Annotated in this window: 13 protein-coding genes; 8 read left to right on the forward strand and 5 right to left on the reverse strand. The window is 63.3% G+C overall.

What is annotated here, in order from left to right; all coding sequences use genetic code 11:
• Positions 1–74 precede the first annotated feature (74 nt).
• The 5 genes from NKI41_RS32090 to NKI41_RS32110 all read left to right on the forward strand — a co-directional run bounded on the left by NKI41_RS32090 (position 75) and on the right by NKI41_RS32110 (position 4,230).
• Positions 75–377, forward strand: a complete 303-nt coding sequence (locus NKI41_RS32090; RefSeq protein WP_352686960.1) for a hypothetical protein — start codon at positions 75–77, stop codon at positions 375–377.
• A gap of 381 nt (positions 378–758) precedes the next feature.
• Positions 759–1,181: an arsenate reductase (glutaredoxin) gene (gene arsC, locus NKI41_RS32095; protein ID WP_352686962.1), complete on the forward strand. Its 423-nt coding sequence runs from the start codon at positions 759–761 to the stop codon at positions 1,179–1,181.
• Between the two features lie 69 nt (positions 1,182–1,250).
• Positions 1,251–1,583, forward strand: coding sequence for an ArsR/SmtB family transcription factor (locus NKI41_RS32100; RefSeq protein WP_352686964.1), 333 nt, complete (start codon positions 1,251–1,253; stop codon positions 1,581–1,583).
• 50 nt (positions 1,584–1,633) lie between these two features.
• Positions 1,634–3,010, forward strand: a complete 1,377-nt coding sequence (locus NKI41_RS32105; RefSeq protein ID WP_502901266.1) for an NAD(P)-binding domain-containing protein — start codon at positions 1,634–1,636, stop codon at positions 3,008–3,010.
• Positions 3,007–4,230, forward strand: a complete 1,224-nt coding sequence (locus tag NKI41_RS32110) for an MFS transporter (RefSeq protein WP_352686970.1) — start codon at positions 3,007–3,009, stop codon at positions 4,228–4,230. The genes NKI41_RS32105 and NKI41_RS32110 overlap by 4 nt, the downstream gene beginning before the upstream one ends.
• Before the next feature lie 24 nt (positions 4,231–4,254).
• On the opposite strand, the gene NKI41_RS32115 is transcribed toward NKI41_RS32110, so the two are convergent.
• Together NKI41_RS32115 and NKI41_RS32120 are read right to left on the reverse strand one after the other, a co-directional pair.
• The gene (locus NKI41_RS32115) at positions 4,255–4,479 is read right to left on the reverse strand and encodes a hypothetical protein (protein ID WP_031213090.1); all 225 of its coding nucleotides are present in this window, start codon (positions 4,477–4,479) and stop codon (positions 4,255–4,257) included.
• Between the two features lie 230 nt (positions 4,480–4,709).
• Entirely contained in the window at positions 4,710–5,075 is a 366-nt protein-coding gene (locus NKI41_RS32120; protein ID WP_352472157.1) for a VOC family protein, read from the reverse strand.
• Positions 5,076–5,219: 144 nt separating this feature from the next.
• On the opposite strand from NKI41_RS32120, the gene NKI41_RS32125 reads away from it, so the two are divergent.
• The 3 genes from NKI41_RS32125 to NKI41_RS32135 are packed head-to-tail and all read left to right on the forward strand — an operon-like array spanning position 5,220 to position 6,450.
• Positions 5,220–5,531 carry a hypothetical protein gene (locus tag NKI41_RS32125; RefSeq protein WP_352686972.1) on the forward strand — a complete coding sequence of 104 codons (312 nt, stop codon included), beginning with the start codon at positions 5,220–5,222 and terminating at the stop codon, positions 5,529–5,531.
• An 8-nt stretch (positions 5,532–5,539) separates the two neighbouring features.
• Positions 5,540–5,818 carry an RNA polymerase sigma factor gene (locus NKI41_RS32130; RefSeq protein ID WP_352686975.1) on the forward strand — a complete coding sequence of 93 codons (279 nt, stop codon included), beginning with the start codon at positions 5,540–5,542 and terminating at the stop codon, positions 5,816–5,818.
• Positions 5,815–6,450, forward strand: coding sequence for a nuclear transport factor 2 family protein (locus tag NKI41_RS32135; RefSeq protein WP_352686977.1), 636 nt, complete (start codon positions 5,815–5,817; stop codon positions 6,448–6,450). Before NKI41_RS32130 ends, NKI41_RS32135 begins: the two co-directional genes overlap by 4 nt.
• A 188-nt stretch (positions 6,451–6,638) precedes the next feature.
• On the opposite strand, the gene NKI41_RS32140 is transcribed toward NKI41_RS32135, so the two are convergent.
• The 3 genes from NKI41_RS32140 to dinB all read right to left on the reverse strand — a co-directional run bounded on the left by NKI41_RS32140 (position 6,639) and on the right by dinB (position 10,426).
• Positions 6,639–7,796 (reverse strand): sulfite oxidase, encoded by a 1,158-nt coding sequence (locus NKI41_RS32140; RefSeq protein ID WP_352686980.1) that lies wholly within the window; start codon positions 7,794–7,796, stop codon positions 6,639–6,641.
• A 580-nt stretch (positions 7,797–8,376) separates the two neighbouring features.
• Positions 8,377–9,021 carry a hypothetical protein gene (locus tag NKI41_RS32145; protein ID WP_352453494.1) on the reverse strand — a complete coding sequence of 215 codons (645 nt, stop codon included), beginning with the start codon at positions 9,019–9,021 and terminating at the stop codon, positions 8,377–8,379.
• 163 nt (positions 9,022–9,184) lie between these two features.
• Complete coding sequence (gene dinB / locus NKI41_RS32150) at positions 9,185–10,426, reverse strand: DNA polymerase IV (protein WP_352686983.1); 1,242 nt, start codon at positions 10,424–10,426, stop codon at positions 9,185–9,187.
• Positions 10,427–10,776 lie beyond the last annotated feature (350 nt).

A 10,776-nucleotide genomic window follows, 5' to 3' on the forward strand; every position in this document is an offset into this window, starting at 1 on the left:
AACACAACGCCCGGCCCAGGGATGCCATGGATAAAGAAACTTGCGTTCCTCGGTCCCGTGGGCGTTCTCTCGTCGTGTTGTACAATGCAGAGCGCCCGCACGAGGCGATCGACGGCGCCGTGCCGCTCGACCGCTACCGGTCTTCCCCGCGCGACTTCAGGGAGACCCAGCAGCCCTTCGACTATGCGCCCGGCGACCATATCCGCAAGATCCAGCAGAAGGGCGCGACCTCGCTGTTCGGCCGCCACTTCAAGATCTGCAATGCCTTCGCCGGGCGCGCCGTCGCCTTCCGTGCGACCGACAAGGACGGCGTCTTCAACGTCTTCTTCCGCCATCAGAAAATCCAAACCATCGACCTCAACCTCGTCGAGAGATAGCATGGAGCACTGTTCGCGATGTCCTCGCACACCTGTTCGCGATGTCTCCGGTCCAAACAGGGGGGAGGGGTTAGGGGTGGGTCCTTCGTAGAGCGAAAGCGTAGAGCGAAAGCCTCCGCTTTCCATCTGCGATAGCCCTGCCATAAACGGGGAGATAGACCCGGCCGCAACGCTGGCGCTATGCTTGCAACGTTGGCGCTTTGCGAAATTGTCAGCGTCCCTCGCTCCGTCTACAACGACGCCAGCAAGCAGGCATGGGGCGGCGCAAACCCGTGAAGTAAGGGGCTGATTCAAATTTAAGTCTAAAGCGATTGCTCGCCATGGCCTTTGCAGGGTGGCTGCTCGCCCAACCGAAACCAGCCGGACAATGAAAGCTGCGCAATGACCATCACCATCTATCACAACCCCGATTGCGGCACCTCGCGCAACACGCTGGCCATGATCAGGCAGTCCGGCGAGGAGCCTGAGGTGGTCGAATATCTAAAAAATCCGCCGTCGCGCGAAAAGCTCGTCGAGCTGATCGCAGCGATGGGCATGACGCCGCGCCAATTGCTGCGCGAAAAGGGCACGCCCTATGCCGAATTTGGCCTGGGCGACCCGCAGTGGAGCGACGACGAGATCCTCGATTTCATGCTGGCGCATCCGATCCTGATCAACCGGCCGATCGTGGTGACGCCGCTCGGCACCATGCTCGCCCGACCCTCCGAAGCCGTGCTCGATATCCTGCCCAATCCGGATATCGGACCGTTCACCAAGGAGGACGGCGAGGTGGTCATCGACGCCAGCGGCAAGCGCGTCGTCTAGATATCGTCTTATTTCGATCTTTGTCGAAATTCTCTTGACGTGCAGCGATTCTGGAAATAGCTTATTTCCATGAAACTCGAAAAAGCAGCCTCGCAACTTGAAGCCCTCGGCAGCCCGACGCGGTTGCAGCTCTATCGGACGCTGGTGCGGGCGGGCGATGAGGGGCTGCCGGTCGGGCGTATCCAGGACAGATTGGGCATCGCTGCCTCGACGCTGTCGCATCACCTCAAGCGGCTGGTCGACACCGGCCTGGTGACACAGGAGCGCCAGGCGACGACGCTGATCTGCCGGGCCAACTATGCCGCCATGAACGGGCTCATCGGATACCTCGCGGACGAATGCTGCGCCGACGCCACCTGTGCGCCGGCATCGGCGGAAGCGGCCGCCAAGACGGCGGCGTGATTTTTTTGCCATTATAATTCGAAATTACCGGAAGGATGGAAGACATGGAGATGATCGAAAAACTCCCCGTTGCGGTGATCGGCGCCGGGCCGGTCGGTCTGGCGGCAGCGGTCCACCTGATCGCGCGGGGCATTCCTGTCAAAGTCTACGAAGCCGGCAATGCGGTTGCATCCAATCTCAGGGATTGGCGCCATGTCCGTGTGTTCACGCCCTGGCGCTATTGCGTCGATCAGGCGGCCAGAAACCTGCTCGAGGCGCATGGCTGGCGGATGCCTGAGCCCGAGGCATTCCCAACCGCGGACGACCTCGTCGCGGATTATCTCGAGCCGCTGGCAAAGCTTCCGCAATTGTCGCCGTCGATCGAAACCGGCGCCCGGGTCGTCGGCATTTCGCGCTGGGGCGCCGACAAGGTCTCGAGCAAGGGACGCGAGAACCGGCCGTTCATGCTGGCGGTCGAGACTGCCGATGGTACAAGACGCGACAGCGCACGTGCCGTCATCGATGCTTCGGGAACCTGGCAGATGCCGAACCCGCTCGGCGCCGGCGGAATTCCTGCAGAAGGCGAGGCCGAATTTGCCGACCGCATTGCCTACGGCATCCCCGATATTCTCGGCCGCGACCGCAGCCTTTATGCGGGGAAGACGACGCTGGTCGCCGGCTCCGGCCATTCGGCCGCCAATGCGGTGCTGGATCTCGCCAGCCTGGCAAATGTGGAGGCCGGCACCGCTTTCATCTGGACAACGCGCGGCACCGACCTGGTGCGCATCTATGGCGGCGGCGATGCCGACCAATTGCCGGCGCGCGGCGAACTCGGCGCCGAAGTGCGCGAACTCGCCGAGAGCGGCGGCGTCAGGCTGGTGAAGGGCTTTGCGGCTGTTTCGATCCGCGATGCCAACGGCCGGCTGGTCGTCGAAGGCCAGACCGGGGACGGTTTGCAGGCGCTTGGCCCGGTCGACCGCATCATCGCCGCGACCGGACAACGCCCGGATCTGTCGCTGACCCGTGAGCTTCGGCTCGAGCTCGATCCATGGCTGGAAAGCGTCAAGGCACTGGGACCGTTGATAGATCCCAACGAGCACTCCTGCGGCGACGTGCCGCCGCACGGCCACCGTGAGCTCAGCCATCCAGAGCAAGGGTTCTACACAGTCGGCATCAAGAGCTATGGCCGCGCGCCGACCTTCCTGCTGCTGACCGGCTATGAGCAGGTCCGCTCGGTCGCGGCGGCGATCGCAGGAGACATGGTGGCGGCCGACAATGTCCAGCTTGTGCTGCCCGAGACCGGCGTCTGCACCGTGCCGCGGATCGGCATTGCCGACAAGGGGTGCTGCGGCGGTCCGGCGCCGGCGGCTTCGAGCGCCTGCTGTGTCGCCGATGCCGAAGCAAAGGCGATCGGCAAAGGCGGCTGTGGCTGCAGCGTCGCGGCATGAGTCTTTCGCCGCCTTCGCCGGCCATCGTGCGCAGCCGCGGCGCGATCATCACCGCGCTTGGCCTGACGCAGATCATGGCGTGGGGTTCTTCCTACTATCTTCCCGCGGTCATCGCGCCGGCAGTCTCCTCCGATACCGGCTGGCCGCTGGCATGGGTTGTCGGCGGCCTGTCTCTCGGCTTGCTCACGGCAGGATTGATCTCTCCGCGCGTCGGCTCGTCGATCGAGCGGCATGGCGGCCGCAACGTTCTGGCGTTCAGCGCCGGATGCATCGGGCTCGGCCAGATCGGGCTGGCTCTTGCCCCTAATCTTGCGGCCTATATCGCGGCCTGGCTGGTCATCGGCCTGGGCATGGGGGCAGGGCTCTACGATGCCGCTTTCGCGACGCTTGGCCGCCACTACGGCCAGGGCGCGCGCTCCGCCATCACCATGCTGACGCTGTTCGGCGGCCTTGCGAGCACCATCTGCTGGCCGATCTCAGCCTTGCTGCTGGGGGAGGTCGGCTGGCGCGGCACCTGCCTGGTTTACGCCTCCTTTCAGCTGGCAATTGCGCTGCCGCTCTATCTCGTGATCCTGCCCCGGGAGCCGCCGCAACCGGCAGTCAAACCGGGAGTGAAGAAGGCGGCACCCATTCTCGACAACCAAGCCGATCCGTCGATCATGATCGTTCTGGCCGCGACCCTGACACTCGCAGCGGTGATCTCGTCGACACTATCGGTGCATCTGCTCACAATCCTGCAAGGCAGCGGCATGGCGCTTGCCGCAGCCGTCGGGCTCGGCGTGCTGGTTGGTCCATCACAGGTGGCGGCGCGCGCGATCGAGATGATGATCGCGCGCTACCACCATCCGATTTTCACCAAGTTTGCCTCGGTTACGTTTGTGGCGATCGGCGTTTCGACGCTCTGGGCCGGCATGCCGATCATCCCGCTGGCGCTCGGTTTCTACGGCGCGGGCATCGGTCTCGAATCCATCGCCCGGGGAACGCTGCCGCTCGCGCTGTTCGGCTCTAACGGCTACGCGAAGCTGATGGGCCGCCTCGCCATGCCGAGCCTGATCGCCCAGGCGGCGGCACCCTCGGCCGGCGCATTGCTGCTGGATCGCTTCGGCCCGCACGGGACGTTGGCCGCGCTTTCCGGCCTGGCGCTGGCCAACGTCATCCTCGCATGCGGCTTGGGCTGGCGGATGCTCCGCCGGCGGCAATCGCAGGTTCAAACCCGATAGGATTTCGACCTGCGTTCGGCGCCTTCAACTGGAGAGCGGGAGATCTTCCAAGGGATCGACAAGGAAAGACGCGGCGATCAGATCGTCCGCATCGAGGCGCAGTGAGCCTTTGGCGCCGCCCATAATGGCGGCAACCTTTTGAAACGTCTTGATCTCATGCTCGGTAATCTGGGCACTTTGCATTCTGGATTTGAGGTCAGCGACGCGCAGCCCCAAACTGTGGGACATTCCGATTTTACGGTTCGACATGGTAAGATGCTCCTCCCCGGCCCATGTTTGTTTTGCCACCCGCCCTTATTCGTATTTCCTCCGCCTGCCTAAATATGAGGCATCGCGATACAGCGCCCGAACGCCCGATGCAAGGGAAGGTTCCGGCGCGCAGCGGTCACGAAATAATAATAGGTAGGAAGCACGGCCGATGGTCCGGCCGGAGGTAGGACTTAGGTACGACGCCCCGCCGGACAGAGGGCTCCGGTGGCTTAGCGGCTGGCGAGGACCATGCGGTTGCCTTCGCTGTCGCGAAACTCCGCCACCGTGCGCCCCGGCTGCCACGGCGCCTCATGCGGTTCGGTGACGATCTCGACGCCGTCCTTCTTCAGCGCCGCGATCATTGCCCCGACATTTTCGTCGACCAGCACCAATACAGGCTCCGCGCCGGGTGCGTCGTCGGCGCGCCTGACAAAATGCAGGTTCGTCACGGCATGCGGAAATGCCAGCTCGATCCAGCGCCAGCCGCCATCACCCATCTTCTGGTCGGCCATGACCTGGCAGGCGAGATGCCTGGTGTAGAACGCCTTGGCGCGGTCCTGCTCGAACACCGGAAGCTCGGCAAACTGGATATGCATGATCGTCTCTCCTGCTTGATGGCTGCCGCGCAGCCGCCCACTCGGGAAAGACGATGCGGGCAACCGAAAAGATTCTTCGGCAAGGAGAATCTTTTCAGCGCAGCCGGTCGTCCTTCGTTCATACCAACCAGTCAGGAGACGATGATGAACTACGCGCTCATTCGATACGGTGTGAAGCAAGCCGACCTGGAAGATAACCGCGTGCTGGTCGAAAAAGTATTTGAAGCGCTGGGCGAGGCGGCACCGCCGACGGTGCGCTATCTCGTGCTCGAGCTGGATGACGGCTCGTTCCTCCACATCGTCGGCCAGGACGGCGATTCGTCGGCGCTGACCGGGCTTGCGGCTTTCAAGGCGTTTACGGAAAACCACGCCCAGCGCCGTTCGACCCCGGCAATGCGATCGCCTGTCAAAGTCATCGGCAACTATCGTATGCTGGCGGATCAGAAAGCCGGGTAGCGCCCGCCATGCCGCTCGCGCAGAAATGGGACGCTACGCCGAAAATGAACAGGGCGACTTTGGAGGTGATGCTCGTCGGGTTGCGGCCAAGGCTGCATCGCTACTGCGCGCGCATGGCCGGCTCGGTGATCGATGGCGAGGACATCGTCCAGGAGGTGCTGATCAAGGCGCTGCAGGCGATCGACGGCGGTGCGATGGTCGAACGGCCGGAGCAATGGCTGTTTCGCATCGCCCACAATGCCGCGCAGGATCATCTGCGGCGGCGCAATCGGAAAGGTCGCGCATGACCGAGGCCGACATGAGCGTCATCGAGGATCCCTCCGGCAGCGCCGACAGCCGGCTCGCCGCCCAGACCGGCCTGCGCTCCTTCATGCAGCTTTCGGTGCCGCAGCGCAGCGCTGTGATCCTGGTCGACGTGCTCGGCCTCAGCCTGCATGAGACCTGCGAGGTGACCGGCGCGACGCTCGCCGCCACCAAGGCCGCGCTGCATCGCGGGCGGGCGCAGCTCAAGTTGCTGGCGCTGCAGCCCGAACAGGCGCTTGCGCCGAGGCTCGACGCCGATGACGAGCGCCGGCTGCGGCGCTATGTCGACCTGTTCAACGCGCGCGACTTCGACGCGGTCAGGGCACTGATCGCCGAGGACGTGCGGCTCGACGTCGTCAACCGCGTCCGCCTGCGCGGCAAGGCCGAGGTGTCGACCTATTTCGGCAATTACGACCGTATCAGCGACTGGACATTGTCGCTCGGCGTGGTCGACGGCCGGCCGGCGATCCTCATCCGCGACCCGCAGGCGGCCGACGGCGCTGTGCGCGGCTTCATGCTGGTCGAATGGAGGGACGATCAGGTCATCCAGATCCGCGATTTCCGCTATGCGCCCTGGTGTCTGGTCGACGCGGAGATCAGGGCCGTGGAGGGGTGAGTAGAGGGCTGGAATGGTGCGGAGATGGCGATCAGGCAGCCTCCTGCCGTTTGACCCAAACGCAATTGCCACATGGCAGCACGTTCTTAGAGCGGTTCCGGTTCTCTTGGAACCGGTAACTCGCTCTAACTATCTGTTTTGCCGCATTTATGCGGACGCCAAATGACTCCATTTGGCGGCAAAATCCTCTAGCCGATACGCACGCGGCGCGTCACCTGGCCATTGCTTTCCCAGTATGTGTGTTTCTTGGCTATCAAGGGATCGTCCATCGCCGGTTGAATTTGTCCCGTGGTGCTGACCGCGCGCGAGGTCACCGTGTGTTCTCCAGGAGAGGGATTTGCCCAAGCCAGGGACCATATTTTCCAAGCGTGTTCGGCCTCCTCACTGTGGTCAATGGTCGCTGGTGTCCAAGGCCCTTGATCGATTTGCACTTCGACCCGTTCGATCGGCGCCCCCCAGGCTGCTCCAACGATGCGGTAATCTGAGTCTTTCCGGGTAACCTTCGCAGGTGCGGACTTTATCAGCGCTCGCCCGACTGACGTCTCGGCCCATACGGTCTCGCCGTTGTGGTCTTCCTCCCGGATGGTGACATAGTCACGGGCCATCAGAAGGCTCATGAACCGCGTATCGCGAACCTCGATGCGCTTTAGCCACTTGACGTTGGCGATCCCATACCAGCCTGGCGCAATGAGCCGTACCGGGAAGCCATTGGGCGCCGGCAAGGCGGCCCCGTTCATTTCATAGCAGAGGAGATTGTCGGGGTTCATCGCGTCGGCGAGCGACATGCTGCGAGCGAAGTTCTGCTGCATCTTGACGTCGCGTATCGGGATCTCGCCCGTGTCGGTACCGAAAAAGACGACCTCGATGCCCTTCTCCAGAACGCCGGCTTCCTCGAGGATCGGGGCGAGCGGCGTCCCTGCCCAGCGAGCATTGCCGATGCCGCCGGTGAAAAAGGGAAACCCGTGATTGCCCGAGCATTCCACTGTGAAAACGACCTCCTGCCGCGGTCGCGCCCTGATGTCGGCGAGCGTTAGCTCCAGGGGCTTCTTGACCAGGCCTCCGATCTCCATCGACCATGTCTTCTCGTCGATCGTCGGTCGGTTGAAATGCGAGATGCTGAAGAACTTGTCGTTTGGCGTTATCCAGCTATCCAAATCCTCCCAGACAAGCTGCTTCTGGATACCCACCGGATCGGGATTTTCGGTCGGCTGATCCAGCCATCGAATAACTTCCTCGTTCGGCCGTGTTGGAAAAGCGTAAGCCCGGCGCGATGTATAGAGAGCAGCAATTGCGGCAAGAGCCGCGCTTCCTTGAACAAGAAGTTCTCTGCGCTGAAAATCAGGCATGTTGTTTACCTCCCAGTTGATCCGGAACGGGCTGCAACGTGCCTTAGGCCGTAGCCTGATCACGGATAGGCGACACAATGTGAGGTCTGCCCACCCGGAAGTATCCGGGTAGGTCAGATAATCACCGACGCAAGTCAAGCATGTGAAGCGTTGCACGAAACGCTAGCTCGCGTTTCGCATGCTAAGAGTGCGCCTTTGAGAAGGAACTGTCCACAACTTGGACGGGACATGATGATGATTGCAGCATTCCATGCCGATTTCCGGTCCTGCCAAAATCGTTGCTGCTCTGATCGCTGCCGAACGCCCGCTTCTGGGTCATTTCCGGACCTTCGCAGGTTCTCGTCGAACCGGTGTTTCCTGCCGGCCCATGGGTTGGCCGTGCGGCCGGCACCGCACTGGTCGCTTGGGGCGGCGCAACGCTTTTGGTCTGACGACCAGGGCCGCCTCGAATGTCGCATTTGCAGGAGGAGGCGGGCTCGGGCGGCACATCAGAACCGAGGTGGCCAGCAAGCAGGCCGCCCGGCTCGGGCGCGGCAGAATCAATCACACGTGAACCATTCGCCAACCGAGCGGGGACGCCCTAGTTGGTGGTGACTTGCGTCACCGCCACGCCGGTTATCCTGCCGTTCCCGGCTGTGTAGGTGAGCGTCTGCGTGACCGTGGCGTCCTTCTGGTCGGGAGACGAAGCAGGATAAGAGGCGGCGAAGCCGAAATGGCCGTAACGATCGGGCTTGGCGGCGCCAAATTTCGCGGCCACGTCGCTCAGCGGCGCTCCGACGCCGGGCGTATCGAGTTCAATAGCTGTCAGGCTGGCAGGCGCGCCGGCGCATCCTTCCGGCACCTTGCCTTCCGGGTTCGGCTGCAGGGCGACGGACAGGACACCGTGGTCGGAGCCGCCCATCTCGCCGGAGACGAACCAGAAGATCGACGGCGATCCGCCGGCGTCGGGGCCGGCATAGCAAAGCCAGTGGCGAGAATCTCCGGCGTCGCCTTCATCGTGCATCGCTCCGCCGAAGGCTTTTTCGACATCGGCAAGCGTGGTTTCCTCAAGCTTTATCTCCAGCGGCCCAGCCTTGACCTGCTTGAATAGCGGGCTGGCCAGCGGCGAGTTGATATCGCCCAGGGATGGAATCGCCCGGTCCGGGTTGAGCGGCTTGGCCAGCGTCGTTGCATTGGTCACCAGTCCGGCAACGATGAGTGCGAAATATCCGGCGTTCTGTCCCATGCCGATCTCCTGTCGTTCGAAGTGAGGCGGATTTGCGAGCGGGTGCTACCCTGTCTGGTTGATACCCAAACCGGTGCACGACCAACTGGACCGAAGATAAATTCACAAGTCCGCAGCCTTCAACGTCATTCCGGCGACTTGGCAACCAAAGTGTAATCGAGGCTCACAATTCCTTCTCGGCCAGCTCGCGAAACGCGTCGGGAACCGACCGCTGTAGCCCGAGCGCGACCGAGGCGTAGCCGACCGCCTCCCAGCCGAAGCGGTCGCGGATCTTGTCGACGGCGCGGTCCGCGGTCCAGCGCGCCGCGCCCTTGCTGGTGCCGGGGCGGCGGCGGTCGTCGTCGAGCCCGAGCGGCAGTTCCAGTTGCAGGCCGGCATGCTGCTCCAGATGCGAGACGGCGATCGCCAGCAGCGAGATTGTCTTTTCGTGCGGATGGTCGATGAGCACCTTGCGCACCAGCGCCTCGGCGATCTCGGCCAGCATGGCGGTTGCCGATATCGGCTGGTCGAGCGTGATCGAGCGCGTCACCGAGCGCAAATCGGCAAAGCGGACGCGAACCGTCACTGTACGGCCGGGCCGGGATTTCGCCCGCAATCTTGTGGCGACCCTGTCGGCCAGATGCAGCAAAGCCGGCACGAAGACCTGCTCCTCGGCCGGTTTTCGGCCAAGCGCCGACTGCGCACCCGCCGAGCGCGCCCGGCGCTGCGTCTCAAGCTTGCGCGGATCGCGGTTCCACGCCAGCGCGTTGAGTTTCTCTCCCGCCGCCGGCCCGAGCAGGCGCTCAAGCGCCCCACCATTGGTCTTCGCCAGCTCGCCGATGGTGTTGACGCCGATGCCGGTCAGCCGCTGCTTGGTGACCGGGCCGACGCCCCACATCAGCTCGACCGGCAGGTGGTGCAGGAACTCCAGCTCGTGGCGCGGATCGACCACCACCAGCCCGTCCGGTTTTGCGACCTGTGAGGCGATCTTGGCCAGATGCTTGGTGCGGGCTACGCCGACCGAGATCGGCAGGCCGAGCTCGGCCCGCACGCGGCGGCGGATCTTGCCGGCGATCTCGGCCGGCGAGCCGAACAAATGGGTGCAGCCGGCGACGTCGGCAAAGGCCTCGTCGATCGAAATCCGCTCGACCACCGGCGTGAAATCACCGAGCACCTTGATCGCCGCATCGCCCAGCCGCTGGTAGTCCTTGAAATGGCCGCCGACGAAAATGAGTTGCGGGCAGAGTTCCCGCGCCCGCCGTCCCGGCATACCGCCGCGCACGCCGAACGCCTTGGCTTCATAGGATGCGGCAAGCACTACCCCGCCGCCGACGGCAATCGGCTTGCCGCGCAAGGCCGGGTCGAGCAACTGTTCGACCGAGGCATAGAAGGCATCCAGATCCGCGTGGAGGATGTTGGCTTCCATCCGGCCCGTTCGCCCGCGGCGGTTCGAACGCCGCATTGTCTCGAGTTGTGGTGAGAACATAAAGAGAACATTGTGGGTGGATTGTCAAGCAGCGCGGACGACAGGTGAAGGGGCAATCGCTTCAGGTTGGCGCTGCCCCTCATCGCCCTGCCGGGCACTTCTCCCCGTATAGTGACGGGGAGAAGGACGCTTTCGTCGATGGTTTCGCCAATCACTAACGTTGCAGGAAAGTGCCGAGGTTGCGGACAGCCCCTTCTCCCCGTCGCTATACGGGGAGAGCGACTGTCTTGGCTGTCAAGCTGTTTGCCACGGTTTTTGATCCCGGACGATAGCGTTGAGAATGGTGAGAA

The sequence above is a fragment of the Mesorhizobium sp. M0601 genome (assembly GCF_040320845.1).
In the GTDB taxonomy this organism is placed as follows: domain Bacteria; phylum Pseudomonadota; class Alphaproteobacteria; order Rhizobiales; family Rhizobiaceae; genus Mesorhizobium.

What these genes read in the sequence shown, in the direction of transcription:
- arsC (WP_352686962.1), top strand. Translation starts at nt 759, where the DNA reads ATGACCATCACCATCTATCACAACCCCGATTGCGGCACCTCGCGCAAC.
- NKI41_RS32130 (WP_352686975.1), top strand. Translation starts at nt 5,540, where the DNA reads ATGCCGCTCGCGCAGAAATGGGACGCTACGCCGAAAATGAACAGGGCG.
- NKI41_RS32100 (WP_352686964.1), top strand. Translation starts at nt 1,251, where the DNA reads ATGAAACTCGAAAAAGCAGCCTCGCAACTTGAAGCCCTCGGCAGCCCG.
- NKI41_RS32145 (WP_352453494.1), bottom strand. Translation starts at nt 9,021, where the DNA reads ATGGGACAGAACGCCGGATATTTCGCACTCATCGTTGCCGGACTGGTG.
- NKI41_RS32120 (WP_352472157.1), bottom strand. Translation starts at nt 5,075, where the DNA reads ATGCATATCCAGTTTGCCGAGCTTCCGGTGTTCGAGCAGGACCGCGCC.
- NKI41_RS32140 (WP_352686980.1), bottom strand. Translation starts at nt 7,796, where the DNA reads ATGCCTGATTTTCAGCGCAGAGAACTTCTTGTTCAAGGAAGCGCGGCT.
- dinB (WP_352686983.1), bottom strand. Translation starts at nt 10,426, where the DNA reads ATGGAAGCCAACATCCTCCACGCGGATCTGGATGCCTTCTATGCCTCG.
- NKI41_RS32135 (WP_352686977.1), top strand. Translation starts at nt 5,815, where the DNA reads ATGACCGAGGCCGACATGAGCGTCATCGAGGATCCCTCCGGCAGCGCC.
- NKI41_RS32105 (WP_502901266.1), top strand. Translation starts at nt 1,634, where the DNA reads ATGATCGAAAAACTCCCCGTTGCGGTGATCGGCGCCGGGCCGGTCGGT.
- NKI41_RS32110 (WP_352686970.1), top strand. Translation starts at nt 3,007, where the DNA reads ATGAGTCTTTCGCCGCCTTCGCCGGCCATCGTGCGCAGCCGCGGCGCG.
- NKI41_RS32125 (WP_352686972.1), top strand. Translation starts at nt 5,220, where the DNA reads ATGAACTACGCGCTCATTCGATACGGTGTGAAGCAAGCCGACCTGGAA.
- NKI41_RS32115 (WP_031213090.1), bottom strand. Translation starts at nt 4,479, where the DNA reads ATGTCGAACCGTAAAATCGGAATGTCCCACAGTTTGGGGCTGCGCGTC.